General features: G+C 64.2%; 18 protein-coding genes and 2 tRNA genes. 17 read left to right on the plus strand and 3 right to left on the minus strand.

Translation table 11 applies throughout. The features are described 5' to 3' along the window. Window positions 1-284: 284 nt before the first annotated feature. The 5 genes from ACE3OV_RS09950 to rtcA all read left to right on the plus strand — a co-directional run bounded on the left by ACE3OV_RS09950 (window position 285) and on the right by rtcA (window position 4986). A tRNA-Met gene (locus ACE3OV_RS09950) sits at window positions 285-356 on the plus strand. Between the two features lie 292 nt (window positions 357-648). After that, window positions 649-1785: a slipin family protein gene (locus ACE3OV_RS09955; RefSeq protein WP_374326893.1), complete on the plus strand. Its 1137-nt coding sequence runs from the start codon at window positions 649-651 to the stop codon at window positions 1783-1785. A 120-nt stretch (window positions 1786-1905) separates the two neighbouring features. Further along, a complete protein-coding gene (locus ACE3OV_RS09960) occupies window positions 1906-3126 on the plus strand; it encodes an RtcB family protein (protein ID WP_374326894.1) in 1221 nt (406 codons plus the stop codon). A 3-nt stretch (window positions 3127-3129) separates the two neighbouring features. Next, window positions 3130-3948 carry a nucleotidyltransferase domain-containing protein gene (locus ACE3OV_RS09965; protein WP_374326895.1) on the plus strand — a complete coding sequence of 273 codons (819 nt, stop codon included), beginning with the start codon at window positions 3130-3132 and terminating at the stop codon, window positions 3946-3948. Between the two features lie 24 nt (window positions 3949-3972). After that, window positions 3973-4986, plus strand: a complete 1014-nt coding sequence (rtcA, locus tag ACE3OV_RS09970) for an RNA 3'-terminal phosphate cyclase (RefSeq protein WP_374326896.1) — start codon at window positions 3973-3975, stop codon at window positions 4984-4986. Window positions 4987-4998: 12 nt separating this feature from the next. Here rtcA and ACE3OV_RS09975 read toward each other — a convergent pair whose 3' ends face one another. From ACE3OV_RS09975 to ACE3OV_RS09985, 3 genes are all read right to left on the minus strand, one after another. Continuing rightward, window positions 4999-5301: a DUF3817 domain-containing protein gene (locus ACE3OV_RS09975; RefSeq protein WP_374326897.1), complete on the minus strand. Its 303-nt coding sequence runs from the start codon at window positions 5299-5301 to the stop codon at window positions 4999-5001. A gap of 19 nt (window positions 5302-5320) precedes the next feature. After that, window positions 5321-6499, minus strand: a complete 1179-nt coding sequence (locus tag ACE3OV_RS09980) for a hypothetical protein (protein WP_374326898.1) — start codon at window positions 6497-6499, stop codon at window positions 5321-5323. Between the two features lie 164 nt (window positions 6500-6663). Further along, window positions 6664-7278 carry a peroxiredoxin gene (locus tag ACE3OV_RS09985; protein WP_374326899.1) on the minus strand — a complete coding sequence of 205 codons (615 nt, stop codon included), beginning with the start codon at window positions 7276-7278 and terminating at the stop codon, window positions 6664-6666. A 744-nt stretch (window positions 7279-8022) separates the two neighbouring features. On the opposite strand from ACE3OV_RS09985, the gene ACE3OV_RS09990 reads away from it, so the two are divergent. The 12 genes from ACE3OV_RS09990 to ACE3OV_RS10045 all read left to right on the plus strand — a co-directional run bounded on the left by ACE3OV_RS09990 (window position 8023) and on the right by ACE3OV_RS10045 (window position 20896). Then, window positions 8023-8226, plus strand: coding sequence for a cold-shock protein (locus ACE3OV_RS09990; protein ID WP_374326900.1), 204 nt, complete (start codon window positions 8023-8025; stop codon window positions 8224-8226). A 268-nt stretch (window positions 8227-8494) separates the two neighbouring features. Further along, a complete protein-coding gene (locus tag ACE3OV_RS09995) occupies window positions 8495-8857 on the plus strand; it encodes a hypothetical protein (RefSeq protein WP_374326902.1) in 363 nt (120 codons plus the stop codon). A gap of 219 nt (window positions 8858-9076) precedes the next feature. After that, window positions 9077-9367 (plus strand): co-chaperone GroES, encoded by a 291-nt coding sequence (locus ACE3OV_RS10000; protein ID WP_234087000.1) that lies wholly within the window; start codon window positions 9077-9079, stop codon window positions 9365-9367. 48 nt (window positions 9368-9415) lie between these two features. Beyond that, window positions 9416-11068 carry a chaperonin GroEL gene (groL, locus tag ACE3OV_RS10005; protein WP_374326903.1) on the plus strand — a complete coding sequence of 551 codons (1653 nt, stop codon included), beginning with the start codon at window positions 9416-9418 and terminating at the stop codon, window positions 11066-11068. A 152-nt stretch (window positions 11069-11220) separates the two neighbouring features. Then, window positions 11221-12963: a thiol reductant ABC exporter subunit CydD gene (cydD, locus tag ACE3OV_RS10010; RefSeq protein WP_374326904.1), complete on the plus strand. Its 1743-nt coding sequence runs from the start codon at window positions 11221-11223 to the stop codon at window positions 12961-12963. Further along, window positions 12960-14669: a thiol reductant ABC exporter subunit CydC gene (gene cydC / locus ACE3OV_RS10015; RefSeq protein ID WP_374326905.1), complete on the plus strand. Its 1710-nt coding sequence runs from the start codon at window positions 12960-12962 to the stop codon at window positions 14667-14669. Before cydD ends, cydC begins: the two co-directional genes overlap by 4 nt. A gap of 93 nt (window positions 14670-14762) precedes the next feature. Beyond that, the gene (locus tag ACE3OV_RS10020; protein WP_374326906.1) at window positions 14763-15080 is read left to right on the plus strand and encodes a DUF485 domain-containing protein; all 318 of its coding nucleotides are present in this window, start codon (window positions 14763-14765) and stop codon (window positions 15078-15080) included. Beyond that, the gene (actP, locus tag ACE3OV_RS10025) at window positions 15077-16759 is read left to right on the plus strand and encodes a cation/acetate symporter ActP (RefSeq protein ID WP_374326907.1); all 1683 of its coding nucleotides are present in this window, start codon (window positions 15077-15079) and stop codon (window positions 16757-16759) included. The genes ACE3OV_RS10020 and actP overlap by 4 nt, the downstream gene beginning before the upstream one ends. 211 nt (window positions 16760-16970) lie before the next feature. Continuing rightward, the gene (locus ACE3OV_RS10030) at window positions 16971-17642 is read left to right on the plus strand and encodes a response regulator transcription factor (RefSeq protein ID WP_374326908.1); all 672 of its coding nucleotides are present in this window, start codon (window positions 16971-16973) and stop codon (window positions 17640-17642) included. Beyond that, window positions 17620-19134, plus strand: a complete 1515-nt coding sequence (locus ACE3OV_RS10035; protein ID WP_374326909.1) for a sensor histidine kinase N-terminal domain-containing protein — start codon at window positions 17620-17622, stop codon at window positions 19132-19134. Before ACE3OV_RS10030 ends, ACE3OV_RS10035 begins: the two co-directional genes overlap by 23 nt. 68 nt (window positions 19135-19202) lie before the next feature. Then, window positions 19203-19278, plus strand: a tRNA-Phe gene (locus ACE3OV_RS10040). A gap of 283 nt (window positions 19279-19561) precedes the next feature. After that, a complete protein-coding gene (locus ACE3OV_RS10045) occupies window positions 19562-20896 on the plus strand; it encodes a tyrosine-type recombinase/integrase (protein ID WP_374326910.1) in 1335 nt (444 codons plus the stop codon). Window positions 20897-20903: the final 7 nt, after the last annotated feature.

A 20903-nucleotide genomic window follows, 5' to 3' on the forward strand; every position in this document is an offset into this window, starting at 1 on the left:
AAATCACTATAGCAAACTATCGCGAAATCAGGATTTGCGATCGCCGTGATTTTCATCAATCCAATGAAAATCAATGGCTTGCCGATTTTCTGCTGCGCTGGCACGACTCTGGCAATAGGGAAGTCATCGCCGACTTGCGGCAAGGCCGACGGGTTAGGGGTTGTGACCCCGCCGGTGCGGTGGAATCAGGAGTTTTCCGGTCATTCCGCCGTATGCCGCCGTCGCGGGAAAGCGATATTGGGGTGCCTGGTGGCGCGTTCGGGTTCGATTCCCGGTCATCCCCCTACTGGATAGCTCAGAGGTAGAGCAACCGTCTCATCAACGGTCTGACGCGGGTTCGACTCCCGCTCCGGAAACTGTCCTTCCACGACAGTGGTTATAGCAGTACCCGCCGGCTGCGGTATGCGCAAGCACCCGCCGCCGGTCCGGCCCGGTGCTTCGCTCCGCTTGCGCGGCAGGGCATCCGCTGTCGGGCGGCAGGGGCCGCGTGGCCTGGGCGATTGGCCCGGGTCGCTGCCAGCCCCGGTTGTCCGCAGCGGCTGCCTCCCCGCGGGAGCCAGGCGAAGCGCCCGCTGGACCGGCGTGAGCCGGCAAGTTTGAGCAGTGATTGTTGACGACGATGTTTGAAGACGAAGAGGGAGTAGAAAAATGTTGAAGCGTTTCATCGTGAAAAAGAACGAACGGGCCGCCCTGCTGCGCAACGGCGATTTCCAGCGCATCCTGAATCCGGGCCGCCACTATTTCTTTGACCCGTTCAACGAGTTGTCGCTGACCGTGTGGCACACCGATACGCCGATGCTCGATAGCGAACTCGTCGATTACCTGCGCCAGAACGAGCCCGCCGAGGCGGAGCGCCATTTCGTCTGCATGGAACTGAGCGAGGACGAGGTCGGGCTGCGCTATGAAAACGAGGTTCTGGTCGAAGTGCTGCCGCCAGCGGCGCGCCGTTTCTTCTGGCGCGGTCTGCTCGCGCAGCGGCTGGAAAAGCTCGACCTGCGCGCCGGCGCCGCCTTGCCGGCGGAGATGGTGAAACGCCTGCTGCAACCGTCCTTGCGCGGTCGCCCGGTATTGGGGTTGAACGGCGTTTTCGTCGTCCAGGTGCCGGCGGCGCATGTCGGCCTGCTGCGTATCGATGGCGTCCAGCAGCCCTTGCTGGCGCCGGGCGTGACCGCCTACTGGCGCTTCAACCGCGACCTGCAACTGGAACTGGTCGATATGCGCTGGCAGACCATGGAAGTGACGGGTCAGGAAATCCTCACCCGCGACAAGGTCGGGCTGCGCCTCAACCTCGCCGCCACCTGGCGTTTCGACGACGTGAGCACGGCTTTCGCCAAGCTCGCCAAGCCGGCCGAACACCTTTACCGCGAGCTGCAATTCGGCCTGCGGGCGGCGGTCGGCACGCGCAACCTCGACGAATTGCTGGAAAACAAGCAGTTGATCGACGAGGTGGTGAGCGGCCATGTCGCCAGGAAGCTGGCCGGCTTCGGCCTCGAAATCGGCGGCGTCGGCGTCAAGGACATCGTGCTGCCGGGCGAGATGAAGACCATCCTGGCGCAGGTGGTGGAAGCGGGTAAAGCCGCCGAAGCCAACGTGATCCGCCGGCGCGAGGAAACGGCGGCGACCCGTTCGCTGCTCAACACCGCCAAGGTCATGGAAGACAACCCGGTTGCCTTGCGCCTGAAGGAACTGGAAACGCTGGAACGGGTCGCCGAACGGATCGACCGCATCTCGGTCTTCGGTGGCCTCGATCAGGTGCTGAACGGGCTGGTGACGCTGGCGAAGTAAGGATTCCAGCGCCGTCCAGGATTTCCGGGTGAGTTGGCGATGGCGCGCACTTTGGCAGCCCTGCGACGGATGCAAATGAAATAAAGCCGCTACCATGGCGGCAAAAAGAATGAGGAAAACATGAGCTATCAAGTACAAGACGTGACCGCAGGCAAGCCGATCAAGCTGTGGACCGAAGGCGTGCCGGTCGAGGACGACGCGCGCAAGCAGCTGATGAACACGGCGCAGATGCCCTTCATCTTCCGCCACCTGGCGGTGATGCCGGACGTGCATCTGGGCAAGGGTTCGACCATCGGCAGCGTGATCCCGACGCAGGGTGCGATCATCCCGGCGGCGGTCGGCGTCGATATCGGTTGCGGCATGATGGCGGCGCGCACCACGCTGACCGCCGCCGACCTGCCGGATAACCTGCATGGCCTGCGTTCGGCGATCGAGGCGGCAGTCCCGCACGGCCGCACGCCGCCGCGCCAGAGCCGCCGCGACAAGGGCGCCTGGGAAAACCCGCCGGCCGCCGTCGACGCCATGTGGTCGGCCTTGCTGCCGGGTTTCGCGCGCATCACCGAAAAGTACCCGCGCCTGAAGAACACCAACAACCACAAGCACCTGGGAACGCTGGGCACCGGCAACCACTTCATCGAAGTCTGCCTCGACGAGGCCGATCATGTGTGGTTCATGCTGCACTCCGGTTCGCGCGGGGTGGGAAACGCCATCGGCAACCTGTTCATCGAACTGGCCCAGGCCGACATGCGCCAGCACATCGCCAACCTGCCGGACAAGGATCTCGCCTACTTCGAAGAAGGTTCCGAGCACTTTGCCGACTACGTCGAAGCCGTGGGTTGGGCGCAGGACTACGCCCGGCGCAACCGTGACGTGATGATGGTGAACGTGGTTGCCGCCGCGCGTCAGGTGATCGCCAAGCCGTTCACGGCCGACGTCGAAGCGGTGAACTGCCACCACAACTACGTGCAGCGCGAAACCCACTTCGGAAGCGAGGTGCTGGTGACGCGTAAAGGTGCGGTGTCGGCGAAAAAGGGCGAACTCGGGATCATTCCGGGGTCGATGGGCGCCCGCAGCTACATCGTGCGCGGCCTCGGTAACGAAGAGGCCTTCAGCTCCTGCAGCCACGGTGCCGGCCGTACCATGAGCCGCAACGAAGCCAAGCGCCGCTTCACCGTCGACGACCAGATCAAGGCCACCGCCCACGTCGAATGCCGCAAGGACAGCGAGGTGATCGACGAAATCCCGATGGCCTACAAGGACATCGACGCCGTGATGCACGCCCAGCGCGAGCTGGTGGAAGTGGTGCATACGCTGCGCCAGGTGGTTTGTGTGAAGGGATAACAAATGTCCGAATTGATGGAAGCCGGCAAGGTGCTCAGCGCCCACCCCATCGACCCGGAAGTTCGCAACCGGGTCATGCAGGCGCTTGCCGACATCGAATCTGAACGCGATGTCACGGTGCTCTACGCCTGCGAATCCGGCAGCCGGGGCTGGGGCTTTGCTTCGCCGGACAGCGATTACGACGTGCGTTTCCTCTACGTCCATCGCCTGCCCTGGTATCTCTCTGTCGAGCCGCAGCGCGACGTGATCGAATTGCCGATCAGCGACGAGCTGGATGTCGGTGGCTGGGAGTTGCGCAAGGCGCTGCGCCTGTTGCGGCGGGCCAATCCGGTGCTGCTCGAATGGCTGGATTCGCCGGTGGTTTACCGGGAAGACGCGGCCTTGAGCGCAGGTATCCGCGAGCTGGCGACACAGTGGTTTTCGCCGTTGCGCGGGCGCTATCACTACCTGGCGATGGCGCGGCGCAATTTCCGCGAGCACCTGCAAGGCGACAGCGTGCGCCTGAAAAAGTACCTCTACGTGCTGCGTCCGCTGCTGGCGGCACAGTGGATCGAACGCGGGCTCGGCCAGCCGCCGATGCGCTTTGCCGATCTGGCCGAGCGACTGGTGACGGACGCGGCGCTGCTCGACGAAATCAATGCGCTATTGGCATTCAAGATGCGCGCCGGCGAGGCCGAATACAGCCCGCGCTGGCCGCACATCCACGCCTTCATCGAAAGCGAGCTGGCGCGGACCGTGGTCGATGCGAATTACAAGAAACCGGAAGGCGAAGCTGCCGAACTCGATGCTTTCCTGATGCGGACGGTGCTGGCGGTTTCCTGAAAGACAGATAACGAGAACAACAATATGGAATGGATAGAACTCGACGGTTCCCGCGGTGAGGGCGGGGGTCAGATTTTGCGGACGGCCTTGAGCCTGTCAATGATTACCGGCATCCCTTTTGCCATCGAGCGCATTCGCGCCGGGCGCAAGAAGCCGGGCTTGCTGCGTCAGCATCTGACGGCCGTGCAGGCGGCGGCCGTGGTGTGTGGGGCGCAGGTGGAAGGGGCTGCGCCCGGCTCGCAGCGTTTGCGCTTCCAGCCGGGGCCGATCCGGGGTGGGGATTACGCCTTCGCCATCGGTTCCGCCGGCAGCTCCACCCTGGTGCTGCAGACGGTGTTGCCGGCGCTGTGGTTCGCCGACGGGCCGAGCACGCTGCGGGTCAGCGGCGGCACCCACAACCCGGCGGCGCCGCCGGCCGATTTCCTGATCCGCTGCTGGCAGCCGCTGCTGCGGCGCATGGGCGTGACGCTGGACATCCAGTTGCTGCGCCACGGCTTTTACCCGGCCGGGGGCGGCGAGGTGCTGGCGTCCACGGCACCGGTCACGGCCTGGCAGCCCTTGCAACTGGAGGCGCGTGGTGAGTTGCGACGCACCCGTGCCATCGGTGTGGTCTCCGGTGTGCCGGTCGATGTCGCCAAACGCGAGATGCAGCGGGCCGCCAGCTCATTGGGGGCGTTGGACGAGGAGTTGCGGGTGCTGCCGAGTAACGAGGGGCCGGGCAATGTGCTGATGGTGGTGCTGGAGTATCCGGAACTGACCGAGCTGTTTTCCACTTGCGGCGAACGTGGGCTTTCGGGCGAAGCCGTGGCCGACCGTGCCGCCCGCGAAGCTCGCCGGTTCCGCGATAGCGGCGCGGCGGTCGGCGAGTATCTGGCCGACCAGTTGCTGCTGCCGATGGCCCTGGCAGGCCAGGGTAGTTTCACCACCCCGGCGCTTTCCTCGCACCTCGGGACCAATTGCCTGGTGATCGAGAAGTTTCTGTCGGTACGCCACGTTTTTGAAGAGAGCGACGGGGTTGTGCGGGTCAGTCTGGCGTAATGGCGTCCCCGTCTAAGCGGCGAGTTCCGGATAGGCCTGGCGCAGGCGGTAATCGGCATAGAAGGCGCCAAGCGGCAGCAGGGCGCCGACGAAAAGCAGGGCGGCCAGACCGGGGCGCAGCGCACCGCGGCTGACGGCGCTCAGGCTGGCGATCATCAGCGACAGGAAGAGGGTGCCGTGGATCGGTCCGAGGATCTTCACGCCGAGCGGCAGGTCGAGCAGGTACTTGACCGGTACGGCGATGAAGACCAGGAGCAGCAGGGCGATGCCGTCGAGGAAGGCGAGTCGGTAGATCAGCTTGCGGTGTTTCGACATGGGGTTTCCGGGAAAGGCTTCAGGCAAGGGTCAGGATGCTGCGTTGCAGCCGGAACATCACGTACAGGGTGACGATCTGGATGGCGCTGAAGGGCAGCAGGATGATGAAGTAGAGCGGCGACAGGTGCTCGACCAGGCCGCTATGGACGAGCCCGAAGGAGAGGAAGAAGAAGCCGAAGACGAACAGGGCGACGCCCGGGCAGATCAGCGAGAAGGTGCCGGCGTTGCCCTGTCTGCCCCAGACGTAGTCAGTGAAGTAGCCGAGGCGGCGCATCACGGTCCAGCCGATCAGGCCGAACAGGATCTGCACTGAAAGGAGCACCGCGGCAAACACGAACAGCGAGCTGCGCGCCTCGTTCAGTTCGAAGCCGCGGGTCATGCCCAGCGACAGGCGGATCCAGGCGATGCCGAGCAGGGTGACGATGGGGATGATGATCCACAGGGACGGACTGGCCTGCACGTTGATGCCGTGCTCGAACATGTTGCGGAAACCGATCACCAGCTTGATCACGGCGAGCAGGACGGCGGCGCTGAAGAAGAACAGCGACAGCAGCATGCTGATCACCTGCACTCCCAGAACCTGGCTCATCGCCGCGGGCGCGGCCAGGCCGACGGCGATCATTGCCAGCGTGAAGATGGCGATCATCGGCGCCAGGCTGTTGTTGCTGGCGAAATCGACGCCGCCCTTGGTTAGCGTGTTGCCGAAATAGGCGAGCAGGATGCGCAGGGCGTGGATGCCGATCGCCAGGAAGGCCAGCATCGCCCCCGGGAACAGCCATTCGACGATGCTCCACAGGCCGGGCACGAACAGCGCGCCAAGCACGAAGCAGACATTGACGGTCATCGCCAGGGTGAGCGGGATCGCCATCAGGCTCAGTTCGCCGCGCGCCGGGTCGAAGTTGTCGCGCGCGGCGCTGCGCCGGAACTCGCCGAGTTCGCGGAAATTCCAGGCGAGCAGGCGGAAATGCAGGAAGGCGAGGGCGGCGATGGCGGCCAGGTCGAGCGCCAGCAGGCCGGCGAGCAGCGGATTGTCGCCGGTCAGCAGCGGCCAGATGGTCTCGAAGGTCGGCATCGGCGTCGTCCGTCCCTTGATCATGAAATACGGATACATGAAGAAGGAAATTGCCAGGCCCCCGGCACCCAGGGCGGCGAGGAAATAGAGCGGGCTGTAGTTTTCTGCCAGGTTCTTGCGCAGCATTTAAATATTAGAAAATGATAAAAAACTGATTTTATGGGGCTTCCAGCGTTACGGCAAACGCTTTGGTGAACTTTGTCAGGTAAAAAGGCGCGCCGCTGCGGCGCGCTTCGCCGCCCGGCATCGCCCCTTCCCTGGTGCTTTGGCCGGGGAAAGGGCGGCGGGACTCAGCTCATGATCTCTTCGATCGTGATGTAGTCGCCGACGCGACCGGTCATCTTTTCCGCGTCGGTATTCACCGGCAGCGTCTTCTTGCCCGGACGCCAGCCGGCCGGGCAGACTTCGCCGGTCTTGGTGGCGTGCTGCCAGGCTTCGACCTGACGGATGAACTCGTGGACGTTGCGGCCGACCGAGTCCGCCTGCACTTCCTGGGCGACGCAGATGCCGTCCGGGTTGAACAGGAAGCGGCCGCGCAGGGCGACGCCTTCTTCCTCGATCAGGACACCGAACATGGCGCTGACTTCCTGGGTGGTATCGGCGCCGATGGTCAGCTGGAGGCCCTTGAGGATGGGCTCGGTTTCGACGAAACGCTTGTGCGAGAACTTGGAATCGACGGAAACCGCGAGGATTTCGACCCCCATTTTCTGGAACTCGTCGTATTTGGCGTTCATGGCGGCGATTTCGGTCGGGCAGACAAAGGTGAAGTCGGCAGGGTAGAAGCAGACGACGGCCCACTTGCCCTTGTAATCGGCGCTGGACACTTTGCTGAAGTGGCCGGTCTTGGCATCGTAGGCTTCCATGGTGAATTCGGGCATTTCACGGCGGACCATCGTGGAACTCATGGCTTTTTTCTCCTGAACGGTTTCTGGTGAGGGGGTTTGAGGGTTTTTGGCAGTCTTGCGCGGTTTGATACCGGTATCACAACTCATGACATCTCCTTGCGAACTGGAACCGTCCCCGTTCGACGGGGGGATTCCGGGGGGTACAAGCACCTGAGGATGTCGCTCGGAAGCTCCGTCAGGAGACTTCCATCGCAACAGCCCGGAGCTTCCGGCGATTGACACCGTCAATCAGTGTTTTCTTATTTTCTTTGCCGGCCAGTCATGGGGCTAATCATCATTTCGTATGTCGGCGATTGTCCTGGGCTATGGCTCTCTCTCGCCGACTGCGCTGACGCTGACGAGCATCGGGTAAGGCCGATTTCGCAAGAGCCGTACCAGGCCATCAGGGCGTTTTCTGCCGGACAAGGCGGTGCCTTGTAGGCGCCATTTGCCTGCGTCGCCTGACATTTCTGACATTCGTTGTCCATTCTGACGCTCGCTCCGGGCGTGCGGCGAATCATGCAGCCCCCAGGCACGCCAAGCCTTGTCCGGTCGTCGGTGGTGATGGACATTGCAAATATCGTTTGCCGATGGGATCAGTGGCGTGTATTGTGCACCGCAGCGATTTCCCGTATGTGTCGTCATTTTGTTGGTCTAGTACCGTACCCGCAGTTCTGCGGCACCATTCCCCCACTGTCACCTCGCCCTCTTGATCTCGCCCCTGGCAGGGGCTATCGGCCCCGTCAATTTCCGGAGATTCAAGATATGGCAACAGGCAAGGTCAAGTGGTTTGACGATTCCAAGGGTTTTGGCTTCATCACGCCGGAAGGCGGCGGCGAAGATCTCTTCGCGCATTTTTCGGCGATTCAATCCCCTGGCTTCAAGACGCTGGCCGAAGGCCAGCGGGTGATTTTCGACATCACCACCGGCCCCAAGGGCAAGCAGGCCGGCAACATCCTGATCGCCTGATCCTTCTGTTTTTCTCTCAGGCGCTTGCCTGAGCTTTTGGTGTCGGAAGATGTTCCTGGCCGGAGCGTCCGAATCGCCAGTTGCCGATTTCCGGACAAGCCCGGAAAAAGCCGAATGAAGTTAAGCAATGTCAGGCGCGGCAGCGCCGTCCCCGACTGCGGGAACGTCAGCCGCCTGCCAAGCTGGGGCGTCGATCGATTGCCCGGCGCGGCCGGGCTTTGCCGGCCGTCGCCATCGCCGCCCATGTCCAGAATCCAAGGAGTACGCAATGCAGCACACCATCCAGCGAACCGAACTCAAGACTTTCTATTACACGCCCGTGCACTGCCCTTTCTGCGGCATCCGGGTGATGGGTGCGGATCCGGCGGACGAGACACGCATCACCGCCTGCCCCCATACCTTGTTCATCGCCCATGACACGGCGTTCGAGTATCGTGCCGAGCGCTTCGACCGCAACCTCAGTCTCAACGGACTGAGCGAAAGGGAAGTGGAAGAGCGCTGGCTCAGGGAAGAAGGGGGGGTCGATGGCCTCACCAACCAGGTCACTCTGGCTGATGCGATCAAGGTTGCCGCCTACGCGCCGGCACCGTCGGCCTACGGTTCTTACTATGGGTTCGCTCCCGTCGAGTGAGCGGCGCTTGAGCCGGGGTTGTCGCCGAGGCCGGCGCTCGTGTTGAGCGATTGGCGACAACAAAAAATCCGCCGGACTCTTGAAATGCCGGCAGGGCGTCCCTATTATTAGCACTCACCGGCGGCGAGTGCTAACAGCGGCGCGCTCCGGTCCCGGGATCGCAATCGCTGCGACCGGCCAATTTTTCGTTCGAAGAACAACATTTCAGGAGTGATATCTATGAACATCCGTCCCCTGCATGACCGCGTGATCGTCAAGCGCGTCGAAGCCGAGCGCACCACCGCTTCCGGCATCGTCATCCCCGATTCCGCCGGCGAGAAGCCGGATCAGGGTGAAGTGCTGGCTGTCGGTCCGGGCAAGCGCGACGACGCCGGCAAGTACCTCGTTCCCGACGTCAAGGTCGGCGACCGCGTGCTGTTCGGCAAGTACGCCGGCCAGGCGGTCAAGGTCGATGGTCAGGAAGTCCTGGTCATGCGCGAAGAAGACATCATGGGTGTCCTGCAGAAGTAATTTCTGCGGTCGATTCTCTCAACAGATCAATATTCAGGAGCTAGATAAATGGCAGCCAAAGAAGTCAAATTCGGTGATTCCGCCCGCGCCCGCATGGTCGAAGGCATCAACATCCTGGCCGACGCGGTCAAGGTGACCCTCGGTCCGAAGGGCCGCAACGTGGTTCTGGAACGTTCCTTCGGCGGCCCGACGGTCACCAAGGATGGCGTTTCCGTCGCCAAGGAAATCGAACTGAAGGACAAGTTCGCCAACATGGGCGCCCAGATGGTCAAGGAAGTTGCTTCCAAGACCTCCGACATCGCCGGTGACGGCACCACCACCGCCACCGTGCTGGCCCAGGCGATCGTCCGCGAAGGCATGAAGTACGTCGCCGCCGGCATGAACCCGATGGATCTGAAGCGCGGCATCGACAAGGCCGTCGCCGCCACCATCGAAGAACTGAAGGCCATTTCCAAGCCGTGCACGACGACCAAGGAAATCGCCCAGGTCGGTTCGATCTCCGCCAACTCCGATTCCTCGATCGGCGACATCATCGCCGAAGCCATGGAAAAGGTCGGCAAGGAAGGCGTCATCACCGTTGAAGACGGCAAGTCCCTGGCCAACGAACTCGATGTCGTCGAAGGCATGCAGTTCGACCGCGGCTACCTGTCGCCCTACTTCATCAACAACCCGGACAAGCAGATCGCCCTGCTCGACAACCCGTTCGTCCTGCTCTTCGACAAGAAGATCTCGAACATCCGTGACCTGCTGCCGGTGCTTGAACAAGTCGCCAAGGCCTCGCGTCCGCTGCTGATCATCGCCGAAGACGTCGATGGCGAAGCGCTGGCCACCCTGGTTGTGAACAACATCCGCGGCATCCTCAAGACCGTCGCCGTCAAGGCGCCGGGCTTCGGCGACCGTCGCAAGGCCATGCTCGAAGACATCGCCATCCTGACCGGCGGTACCGTCATCTCCGAAGAGACCGGTCTGTCGCTGGAAAAGGCCACCCTGAAGGATCTGGGCCAGGCCAAGCGCGTCGAGATCGCCAAGGAAAACACCACGATCATCGACGGCGCCGGCGACGAAGCCTCCATCCAGGCCCGCGTCAAGCAGATCCGCATCCAGATCGAGGAAGCGACCTCTGACTACGACCGCGAAAAGCTGCAGGAACGCGTGGCCAAGCTGGCCGGCGGTGTGGCCGTGATCAAGGTTGGCGCTGCCACCGAAGTCGAAATGAAGGAAAAGAAGGCCCGTGTCGAAGACGCGCTGCACGCCACCCGTGCCGCCGTTGAAGAAGGCATCGTTCCTGGCGGCGGCGTTGCCCTGCTGCGCGCCCGTGCCGCGGTCAAGACCCTGAAGGGCGAGAACCACGACCAGGACGCCGGCATCAAGCTGATCCTCAAGGCGATCGAAGCCCCGCTGCGCGAAATCGTTGCCAACGCCGGCGACGAGCCGTCCGTGGTGGTCGACAAGGTCGTTCGTGGCAAGGGTAACTACGGTTACAACGCTGCCACCGGCGAGTACGGCGACATGGTCGAAATGGGCGTTCTCGACCCGACCAAGGTTACCCGCACCGCGCTGCAGAACGCCGCCTCCGTGGCCGGCCTGATGCTCACCACCGAGTGCATGGTTGCTGAACTGGCCGAAGACAAGCCGGCCGGCGGCATGCCCGACATGGGCGGCATGGGCGGCATGGGCGGCATGGGCGGCATGGGTATGTGATAATGCCCGCCTGAGCATCGCTCAAGCAAGCACAGAACACCCGGCTGCGGCCGGGTGTTTTCTTTGGTGCGCCGCCAAGGGCACACTGCCAGCAGGGTTATCGGGCGGCTCGGCCGTCACTGCAGGAGGATGGTGGGAAGGTGAGAGGACAGTTGCGTAACGACGCCACGACGAAGGCCTGGCTCAACGGACTGGCGGTACGCGGTCGGCCCTGGCGCGAACTGGCGATCCTTGCCGGGCTGCTGCAGGGGCTCGGTGTCATCGTCATGGCGGCCTTGCTGGCCGCGCTGATCCACGGCTTGGTGATGGATGGCAAGTCGCTCGCCGAACTGGCGGCGTACTGGTACGGCCTGCCGTTTGCCTTCGTCTGGCGGGCGCTTGCCGGCTGGGCGCGCGAGGAAGCAGGAGCGCGCGCGGCGGCGAAGATCCGGGCGGCGCTGCGCCGCGACCTGCTCGACCAGGTGGCGGCGCTTGGCCCGGCCTGGGTGGCCGGGCAGACTGGTGGCGGCCTGGTGTCGACGCTGCTCGAACAGGTCGACGGGCTGGACGGCTATTTCTCCCGTTACCGGCCGCAGATGTTCATCGCCGTCCTCATTCCGCTGCTCATCCTGGGCGTCGTCTTTCCCCTGAACTGGGCGGCTGGCCTGATCTTCCTGCTGACTGCGCCGCTGATCCCGGTCTTCATGATCCTCGTCGGCCTCGGTACGCAGGCCCGCCAGACCCGGCAACTGCAGATGCTGACCCGGATGAGCGGCCACTTCCTCGATCTGGTGCGCGGTCTGGGCAACCTGCGCCTGCTCGATGCGCACCGCGCGCAGACGCCGCGCGTTGCTGCTGTTGCCGAGGAGTTCCGGGTGCGCACGATGAGCGTGCTGCGCCTCGCCTTCCTGTCGTCGACCGTGCTCGAATTCTTCGCCTCGGTGTCGATCGCCATGCTTGCCGTTTACCTCGGCTTCTCGCTGCTCGGCCATCTCGATTTCGGCTACTACGAGGCGCCCCCCGATCTGGCGCTGTCCTTCTTCATCCTGCTGCTGGCGCCGGAGTTCTATCTGCCCTTGCGCGAACTCGGCACCCATTACCACGCGCGCGCCGAAGCGCTGGCCGCTGCCGAGCAGCTGCAGCCGATCTTCGCCGCCACTTCGGGGCAATGCCGCGGCGGCGATCTGGCGCCGGGTGAAGGGGCGCCGGCCATCCGCCTCGAGCGTCTGAGCTTCGCCCACCAGCCCGGCGTGCCGGTGCTGCGCGAGTTGTCGCTCGACCTGCCGGCCGGCGGCTCGCTGGCCATCGTCGGCAACAGCGGCGCCGGCAAGACCACCTTGTTGCGCCTGATCCTCGGTGAGCTGAGTGCCGACGCCGGGCGTGTCCTGATCGACGGCCGGCCGCTCGACGAGCTCGACGCCCAGGCCTGGCGCGAAGGTATTGCCTGGATGAGCCAGCATCCGCGCCTGTTGCCGGCGACGCTCGCCGACAATCTGCGCGTGGCACGCCACGATGCCGACCCGGCGGCGCTCGCCGCGGCGCTCGAATTCGCCGGCCTGACGCCGTGGTTCGCCAGCCTGCCCGACGGCTGGGAGACCCGGCTCGGCGAAGGCGGCCGTCTGCTGTCCGGCGGTCAGCTGCGCCGTCTGGCGCTGGCCCGCGTCCATCTGCGGCAGGCCAGCCTGTTGCTGCTCGACGAGCCGACGGCCAGCCTCGACCGCGAAACCGAGGCGCTGGTGATGCGCGGCCTGCAGGAATTGGCCCGGGGGCGCACGCTGCTCCTGCTGACCCACCGCGCCGCCACGTTGCAGCTGGTGCAGCGGGTCGCCCTGCTCGACGACGGGCGCCTGGTCGCTGAGGGGGAACCGGGCAAGGTCAAGGAAGTCGACGCATTCCTGGCGGGAGCCTGCGCATGAAGCACGATCAAACCTCCGTGCCCGGGCCGCTTGCCGTTCTTCGTCCCTTCCTCGGCCGCATGCTGGCCTTCCGCGGCTGGCTGGCGCTCGGCCTTCTGCTCACCTTCACCAGCCTGCTCGCCAGCCTCGGCCTGCTCGGTCTCTCCGGCGGCTTCCTGACGGCGACGGCGATTGCCGGCCTGAGCCCGGAAGCGGCGCACATCTTCAACTTCTTCTACCCGTCGGCCGGCGTCCGTTTCTTCGCGCTGAGCCGCACCGCCAGCCGCTGGGCGGAGCGGGTCAGCACGCACGAGGCCACCTTCCGCCTGATCGGCGCCCTGCGCGTCTGGCTCTACCAGGCCTTGTGCCGGCTGTCGCCGGCGCAGACCGGCAGCCTGCACGGCGCCGACCTGCTCAGCCGCCTGACCCGCGACATCGACGCCCTCGACAACCTCTATCAGCGTCTGCTGCTGCCCAGCATCGCGGCCTGGCTCAGCCTCTTGCTGCTCGCCGCCGTCTTCGCCTGGCAGGCGCCGGCCTTGCTCGCGCCGTGGGGTGCCTTCGTTGCCTTCGCGCTGCTTGTTGTGCCCTGGCTGGCCTGGCGGATCGGCGGCCGGCTGTCGCCGGCGCTGGTTGCCGCGCAGTTCGAACTGCGCCGGGAACTGCTCGATGCCGTGGACGGCATCGAGGATTACGCACTGCATGCGCCGGCCTGGCAGGCGCAGCGCCAGCGCATCCTCGACCTCGACGCAGCGCGGGTTCGCCTGCAGTTGCGTCAGCAACGGCGGGGCGCCGCCTTGCGCGGGCTGTTGCTGCTGGCGATCGGCATCGTGCTCTGGGCGGTGATCGGCGTCCTTGCCGCGCTGCCCGTCGGCACTGGCCCGGATGGCCCGTGGCTGGCGGTGATCCTGATGCTGGTGCTGGCCAGTCTGGAGGTCGTGCAGAACCTGCCGCAGGCCTGGCTTGAGTTGCCGGGAACGGTGGCCAGTGCGCGCCGCCTGCAGGCCATTGCCGACACGCCGCCGGCGCCGGCCTACGCGGCGCACGGGCCGCAGCCGGGCGACGCCGCCCTGCAGTTCGACGGCCTCACTTTCTGGCACAGTCCCGAGCACCGCCTGCTTGACGAGGTTTCGCTCGCCATTCCGGCGGGCACGCATCTGGCGCTGCTCGGGCCGAGCGGCGAGGGCAAGAGCAGCCTGCTCGACCTGCTGACCCGCCTGCGCGATCCGCAGGCCGGCACGATCCGCCTTGGCGGCGTGGCGCTGCCCGAACTCGACGAGACGACGCTGCGCCGTCACATCGCCTGCGCGCCGCAGACGGTCTGGCTATTCACCGCGACGCTGGCCGACAACCTGCGCCTGGCCAGGCCGCAAGCCGACGATGCGGCACTGTGGGCGGTGCTCGACCTGGTCGGCCTGCGCGAGACCGTCGCCGCCTGGCCGGATGGCCTGGCGACCTGGATCGACGAGGAGGGCGCCAGCCTCTCCGGCGGCCAGCGGCGCCGCCTCGGCGTTGCCCGCGCCTTGTTGCGCGAGGCGCCGGTGACGCTGTTCGACGAGGCGACCGAAGGGCTCGATCCAGCCGCCGAGCAGGCGCTGCTGGCGCGGCTGCGCCACCAGCTGCGCGGCCGCACGCTGATCTGGGTCAGCCACCGGCCGACCGGGCTGGCCGATTTTGACCAGGTGCTGCTCCTCGAAAGCGGCAAGCTGCGTCCCGTCGAGAGCTGAGCGGAAGCCGTTTTTGCGGCATCGCAACAAAACCCGGAATGCGCTATTCTTGCGCCCTTCGCTTTACCGGGCCGGGGGGTCGGGGAGGTTTCGATGCAAAAGCACGCCGTGAGTTGTGCGCTGGTTCGCGAGAACCCGCGTTTCCGGTCGCTGCTCAGGCGACGCAATCGCTATGCCTTTTTGCTGGCGGGCTTGATCATGCTCGCCTATTTCGCCTTCATCCTGACCCTCGCCTTTCACCCGGACTGGCTCGCCCGGCCGCTGGCCCGCGGCATGACCGCCAACCTCGGCATCCTGTTCGGTCTCGGAGTGATCGCCTTGACCGTGCTGGTGACCGTGCTCTACGTGCGCCGGGCAAACCGGGAATTTGACCCGGAGGCGCTGGAAATCCGGCGCCAGGCGCTGAAATGACGCCCGCCGTCCGCTATCTGCTGCTCGCCGCCGGCAGCCTCTCGCTGGCCGGTGCCGCCGTCGCCATGCCGGCGCTCGTCGTCAACTCCCGGCAACCGACCAACTGGTCGGCGATCAGCACCTTCTTCTTCTTCGTTGGCCTGACCTTGTGGATGACCCGGCTGGCGACCGCGCGCAGCCGCAGTTCGGCCAACCTGTACACGCCTGGCGGCGGCATCTCGGGTTTCCAGAACGGTCTGGCAATCGCTGGCGACTACATGTCGGCGGCGTCCTTTCTCGGGATTTCCGGGCTGGTTTTTGCCAGCGGTTTCGACGGTCTGGTCTTTTCCGTCGGCTGGCTCGTCGGCTGGCCGGTGGTGACCTTCCTGATGGCCGAACGCCTGCGCAACCTCGGCAAGTTCACCTTTGCCGACGTCGCCGCCTACCGTTTCGCGCAGAAGCCGGTGCGCAGTCTGGCGGCAGTCGGCTCACTGGTGGTCGTGCTGTTCTACCTGATTGCCCAGATGGTCGGCGCCGGTCAGCTGGTCAAGGTGTTGTTCGGGCTGGAATACACCTACGCGGTGATCCTGGTCGGCGCCTTGATGACTTTTTACGTCCTTTTCGGCGGCATGATCTCGACCACCTGGGTGCTGATCAACAAGGCGGTCCTGCTGCTGGTCGGCACCACGCTGCTGGCGCTGCTCGTCCTCTATCGCGCCGATTTCAATCCGGACGCGCTGTTTGCCCGGGCGACCGAGCTGCATCGGCTGAAGGATGCGCTGATGGCGCCCGGCGGTCTGATCAAGGACCCGGTGTCGGCGCTCTCCGTCGGCATGGCGCTGATGTTCGGCACTGCCGGCCTGCCGCACATCCTGATGCGCTTCTTCACCGTCGCCGACGCTCGCGAGGCGCGCAAGTCGGTGGCCTGGGCGACGATGTGGATCGGCTATTTCTACGTCCTCACCTTCATCATCGGCTTCGGCGCCATCGTCGCGCTGATCGGTCATCCCGCTGAGCATTTCGTCGGTGGGCGAGTCTCCGCTGGCCTGCTGGGTGGTGCCAACATGGCCGCCATCCATCTCGCCAGCGCACTCGGCGGTGACCTCTTTCTTGGCTTCATCGCCGCCGTCGCCTTCACCACCATCCTCGCCGTCGTCGCCGGCCTCACCCTGTCCGGCGCCTCGGCGGTGTCGCACGATCTGTACGCGACGGTGCTGCGCCAGGGGGCGGCGACTTCGGAGCAGGAGCGGCGGGTGTCCAAGCTGTCCACCTTCGCGCTCGGCGTCATCGCCGTCTTGCTGGGCATCGTCTGCGGGCGCCAGAATGTCGCCTACATTGTCATGCTGGCGTTTTCGGTCGCCTGCTCGGTGAATTTTCCGGTGCTGGCGATGGCGGTGCTGTGGAAGGATTGCACGACACGTGGCGCCACCGTCGGTGGTTTTCTCGGCTTGTTCAGCGCCGTCATCCTGACCGTGCTGTCGCCGGCTGTCTGGGAAGGTGTGCTGCGCCATGCGGCCGGTTCGGCGCCGTTTCCGTATGCCTCGCCGGCGATCGTCTCGATGCCGCTGGCCTTCCTGGCAATCTGGCTGCTTTCGTTGTTTGACCGCTCGCCGCAGGCAGCCCGCGAACGCGCCCTGTTTCCGGATCAGCTGATTCGTTCTGAAACCGGCATTGGCGCGTCGGCTGCCCGTTCGCACTGAGTCGGGCGGTCTCCCGGAAAACGCCGATCCGTTTTCTTTGTTAGACTGAACGGGTTCCGGGAAAAAGAAGGTAGGGGGTTGCCCAGTGCAGGTCGGGCCTACCCCCTGAGCCCAGGATTGACCTAGGCTCCGAGACCATAAAAGGAGAACAGCCCGTGCAGCTTACTATAATTTGCTTACACAGTCCTTACGTTGCCAGGGGGGAGAGGCCATGCGCATCCTGATCGCCGAGGACGACACGATCATTGCCGACGGTCTCTGCCGCTCCCTGCGGCAGGCTGGCTACGCCGTCGATTGGGCAGCCAACGGGCTCGATGCGGATACCGCCCTGCTCACGGTTGCCTACGATCTGCTGATCCTCGATCTCGGCCTGCCCAAGCTGTCCGGTCTCGAGGTGCTGAAGCGCCTGCGTTCGCGCAATTCGCAGTTGCCGGTGCTGATCCTGACGGCGCTCGATGGCACGCACGACCGGGTCAAGGGGCTCGACCTCGGTGCTGACGATTACATGGTCAAGCCCTTCGAGCTGGCTGAACTGGAAGCCCGGGTGCGGGCGCTGACGCGGCGTTCGTCGGGGACGGCGCCGACCATCGTGTGTGGCGCACTGAGCTTCGATCAGGTTGGCCGGGTGGCACAGATCGGTGGCGTGCCGCTCGAGCTGTCGGCACGCGAGATCGGTCTGCTCGAAGTCCTGCTCAGCCGCATGGGGCGGCTGGTGAGCAAGGATCAGCTGGTCGACCACCTGTGTGGCTGGGGCGAGGAGGTGAGCCACAACGCGATCGAGGTTTACGTCCACCGTCTGCGCAAGAAGCTGGAGTCCGGCGGGGTCAAGATCGCCACCGTCCGCGGCCTGGGTTATTGTCTTGAGCGACCGCAAGGCGAATGACGCCGGGCGGGCCGGCGCGGCGTCGCCGGAGGCCGAGCGTTCGCTGTTCGGCGAGATCCTCGACTGGATGCTGGCGCCGCTGCTCTTCGTCTGGCCGCTGAGCATTGCCTTCACGCATTACTTCGCCAACAACGTTGCCAACTTCCCCTATGACCAGTCGCTGCGCGAACTGGTCGCCACGCTCAGCCGCCAGGTGCAGTACGTCGACGGCCGGCCGGTGGTCAATCTGCACGCCTCGACCCGGGCGCTGCTGCGCGCAGACGAGATCGACAGTGTCTATTTCCATGTCGTCGACGAGCGCCGCAAGTTGCTGGTCGGTGACCGCGAACTGCCGATGCCGGAAGGGACGGGCAGGGGCAACCAGCAGCCGGGCGAGGTGTATTTCCGCGACCACGAGTTCAATGGCCAGGAATTGCGTATTGCCTATTCCTACCTGCTCGACCCGAAGCAGCCGGAGAGGCACTGGCTGCTGGTCGAAGTTGCCGAAACCACCGAGAAGCGCACGCAACTCGCCAACCGCATCGTCGCCAGTGTCATCCTGCCGCAGTTCATCATCATCCCGCTGGCTGTCATGCTGGTCTGGTTTGGCCTGTCGCGCGGCCTGCGGCCACTGACCCGGCTGCGCCACACGATCGAGGACCGCGACCCCGGCGACCTGTCGCCGATCGCCACCCGCCGCGTTCCGGAGGAGCTCGAGCCGCTGGTCGAGGCCTTCAACGAGATGCTCGAGCGCATGAAGCGCAACGTCGAGGCGCAGCAGCGTTTCGTTGCCGACGCCGCGCACCAGATGCGCACCCCGCTCACCGGCCTCAAGACCCAGGCCCAGTTCGCCGCCCGCGAAACCGATCCGGCCGCACTGCGCCACGCCTTGCGGCAGATCGCCACTGGCGTTGATCGCGCCGGCCGTCTGGTCAACCAGTTGCTGACGCTGGCCCGCACCGAAGGCGGCGAACTCGGGCAGCAACAGCACGCGCCGACCGACCTGACGCAACTGCTGCGCGAGGTGGTCGAGGACTGGGTGATCGTCGCCCTTGAAAAGCGCATCGACCTCGGTTTTGAATCGCCCGGCCCGGCGATGATTTCCGGCAACGAGTTCATGTTGCGCGAGCTGATCAAGAACCTGATCGACAACGCCCTGCGCTACACGCCGGCCGGTGGCCACGTCACCTGTCGCACCATCGTCACCGAGGTCAGCGTGCTGCTGGAAATCGAGGACGACGGGATCGGTATTTCGGAAGAGCAGGCCGAACTGGTTTTCGAGCGCTTCTACCGGGTCGACGACGCAAGCAGCGAAGGCAGTGGCCTCGGGCTTGCCATCGTCCAGGAAATCGCCAGCCAGCACGGCGCGCGTGCCATGTTGCGACCGAATCCGCGCGGCCGGGGCGCGGTGGCCCGCGTCGTCTTTGGCGCCTGGCAACCGCCGCTGCCGCCCCGGCCGCCACCGGAGGACTATGCCGAGCTCTACCGCCAGTCGCCCCCCTTCGGTCCTTGAGCGATGCGAAATAAGGCGAGAATCTTCTTGCGCAAGGCAGGGGGCGTCGCTATAATGCGGCCTCCTTTGGCCAAGTAGCTCAGTTGGTAGAGCAGCGGATTGAAAATCCGCGTGTCGGTGGTTCGATTCCGCCCTTGGCCACCAGAATTCGACGCTTTGCTGTTCCTTGGACGGCAAGGGTGTCGGGAAAATGGGGCCCCAACCGTGGGCCCCATTTTTTTGCTTGCGTCTGACAGTTTTCTGTCAAATCGTACCGGCAATTTCTGTGTTCAAGGACTCGACAGCCGTCGAATCCCGTTTCGTGGATGAATTTCGGGGTTTTGAGCTATACGCAAACTCAAGCAACAGGAGTTTCGTATGCCGCGTCAGTACCTCATCTCGTTTCCAGTCTCTCTAAAGGCCAACCTATTGGTCGAAGGAGGCTGCGATGGCCGTTAAACCATATCAGGAAGGTTCCGTTTGGTCGTTTCGGTTGCGCCTAAAGGGGCAGTCTATCTATCGCACGGGCTTTGCGAACGAGTCTGCAGCCCGGCGCGAAGTCGAGCGGTTGCGACAGAAAATTCTTGAAGCTGGAAAGCCGAAACATAACGGGCCTTGGCGGACGACGCTGGCGCAGAGCCTCCAGATGTATGCACTGGAGCGCCTTCCATTCCTGAAAGGGGCGCGCCAAGAGAGCAACAGAATAAACCGTTATCTGCGTGCTGCAGGGTTGGAAATTGTTCAAGCCGTCAAACTTCAAGGTGAGGCCGCAGGAAAGGGGCGCTACTTTGAGGTGAATTTGGTTGCCGGTGATGGGACTCGCAAAATTCCGAACGGTCTTCACGATTACCGCCGTCGCCAAACTGAGCAAACCGAGCGGACGGAGAGACTCATCCAGCTACTGGCGCATACGCCTGTGGCGAAGATACACAATTATCAGATTCAGGATCTCGTCGATGTGATGCAGCTGGATGGGTACGAGGCAGCGTCGGTCGGCCTCGAGCGAGCCCTGATTCGCCGGCTGTTCAATTACGCGAGGAAAACTTGGCTCTGGGTCGAGCCCGCAATAAACCCGGCGACACATCTGACGATGCCGACTATCGACAATGCGCGTGATCGTGTGCTCACCAATGCAGAGTGGGCCAAGGTCAGCACACAGCTGGAGAAGTCGCTCAATCCCTATGTGGCCCCGGCGATTGCGCTACTGCTAGAGACTGCAATGCGCGTTTCAGAGCCGCTATTCCATGCGAATTGGGCAGATGTTGACTGGCAACGTTGTCTGGTTCGGTTGCAGGATGGTAAGGCGGGGGCGAGGGACGTGCCACTAACACCGGTCGCCATGGACATCCTGCTGAAGCTGTCAGCAATGAGGCAGGACGATCTGGCAGAACAGCGTATTCTGCCGATCACATACGAAACAATAAAAGCTGCCTGGACCCGCGCCTGTGCGTCGGCGGGTATCAAAGACGCTCGCATACACGACCTGCGCCATACGGCGGCGACCCGCTTCACGCTTGAGCTCAATGGAAACATGCCGGTGTTGAAGGTCATTACCGGGCACAAAACTTATTCGCAGCTCAGCCGCTACATAAACGTTCAGCCTGAGGACGTATCTCGCCTACTGCATGGTCGGCCACTCACAGAAGATGCAGCGCCAGCTGGGCTGCATATGAAGCGAGCAGGGCTTCTTCCTCCTGCTTCAGAAGCAACCAGGAATGCGTGTGACCTTCCTGACAATGTTGTGCCGCTGCGCCGCTCGAAGGATGCGGTGGGAGCAAGATAAGACATCG

The organism is Azonexus sp. (genome assembly GCF_041909095.1).
Classification (GTDB): Bacteria; Pseudomonadota; Gammaproteobacteria; order Burkholderiales; family Rhodocyclaceae; genus Azonexus.

Coding starts and splice junctions, on each gene's coding strand:
- ACE3OV_RS09955 (WP_374326893.1), top strand. CDS start 649: ATGTTGAAGCGTTTCATCGTGAAAAAGAACGAACGGGCCGCCCTGCTG.
- ACE3OV_RS09960 (WP_374326894.1), top strand. CDS start 1,906: ATGAGCTATCAAGTACAAGACGTGACCGCAGGCAAGCCGATCAAGCTG.
- ACE3OV_RS09965 (WP_374326895.1), top strand. CDS start 3,130: ATGTCCGAATTGATGGAAGCCGGCAAGGTGCTCAGCGCCCACCCCATC.
- rtcA (WP_374326896.1), top strand. CDS start 3,973: ATGGAATGGATAGAACTCGACGGTTCCCGCGGTGAGGGCGGGGGTCAG.
- ACE3OV_RS09975 (WP_374326897.1), bottom strand. CDS start 5,301: ATGTCGAAACACCGCAAGCTGATCTACCGACTCGCCTTCCTCGACGGC.
- ACE3OV_RS09980 (WP_374326898.1), bottom strand. CDS start 6,499: ATGCTGCGCAAGAACCTGGCAGAAAACTACAGCCCGCTCTATTTCCTC.
- ACE3OV_RS09985 (WP_374326899.1), bottom strand. CDS start 7,278: ATGAGTTCCACGATGGTCCGCCGTGAAATGCCCGAATTCACCATGGAA.
- ACE3OV_RS09990 (WP_374326900.1), top strand. CDS start 8,023: ATGGCAACAGGCAAGGTCAAGTGGTTTGACGATTCCAAGGGTTTTGGC.
- ACE3OV_RS09995 (WP_374326902.1), top strand. CDS start 8,495: ATGCAGCACACCATCCAGCGAACCGAACTCAAGACTTTCTATTACACG.
- ACE3OV_RS10000 (WP_234087000.1), top strand. CDS start 9,077: ATGAACATCCGTCCCCTGCATGACCGCGTGATCGTCAAGCGCGTCGAA.
- groL (WP_374326903.1), top strand. CDS start 9,416: ATGGCAGCCAAAGAAGTCAAATTCGGTGATTCCGCCCGCGCCCGCATG.
- cydC (WP_374326905.1), top strand. CDS start 12,960: ATGAAGCACGATCAAACCTCCGTGCCCGGGCCGCTTGCCGTTCTTCGT.
- ACE3OV_RS10020 (WP_374326906.1), top strand. CDS start 14,763: ATGCAAAAGCACGCCGTGAGTTGTGCGCTGGTTCGCGAGAACCCGCGT.
- actP (WP_374326907.1), top strand. CDS start 15,077: ATGACGCCCGCCGTCCGCTATCTGCTGCTCGCCGCCGGCAGCCTCTCG.
- ACE3OV_RS10030 (WP_374326908.1), top strand. CDS start 16,971: ATGCGCATCCTGATCGCCGAGGACGACACGATCATTGCCGACGGTCTC.
- ACE3OV_RS10045 (WP_374326910.1), top strand. CDS start 19,562: ATGGCCGTTAAACCATATCAGGAAGGTTCCGTTTGGTCGTTTCGGTTG.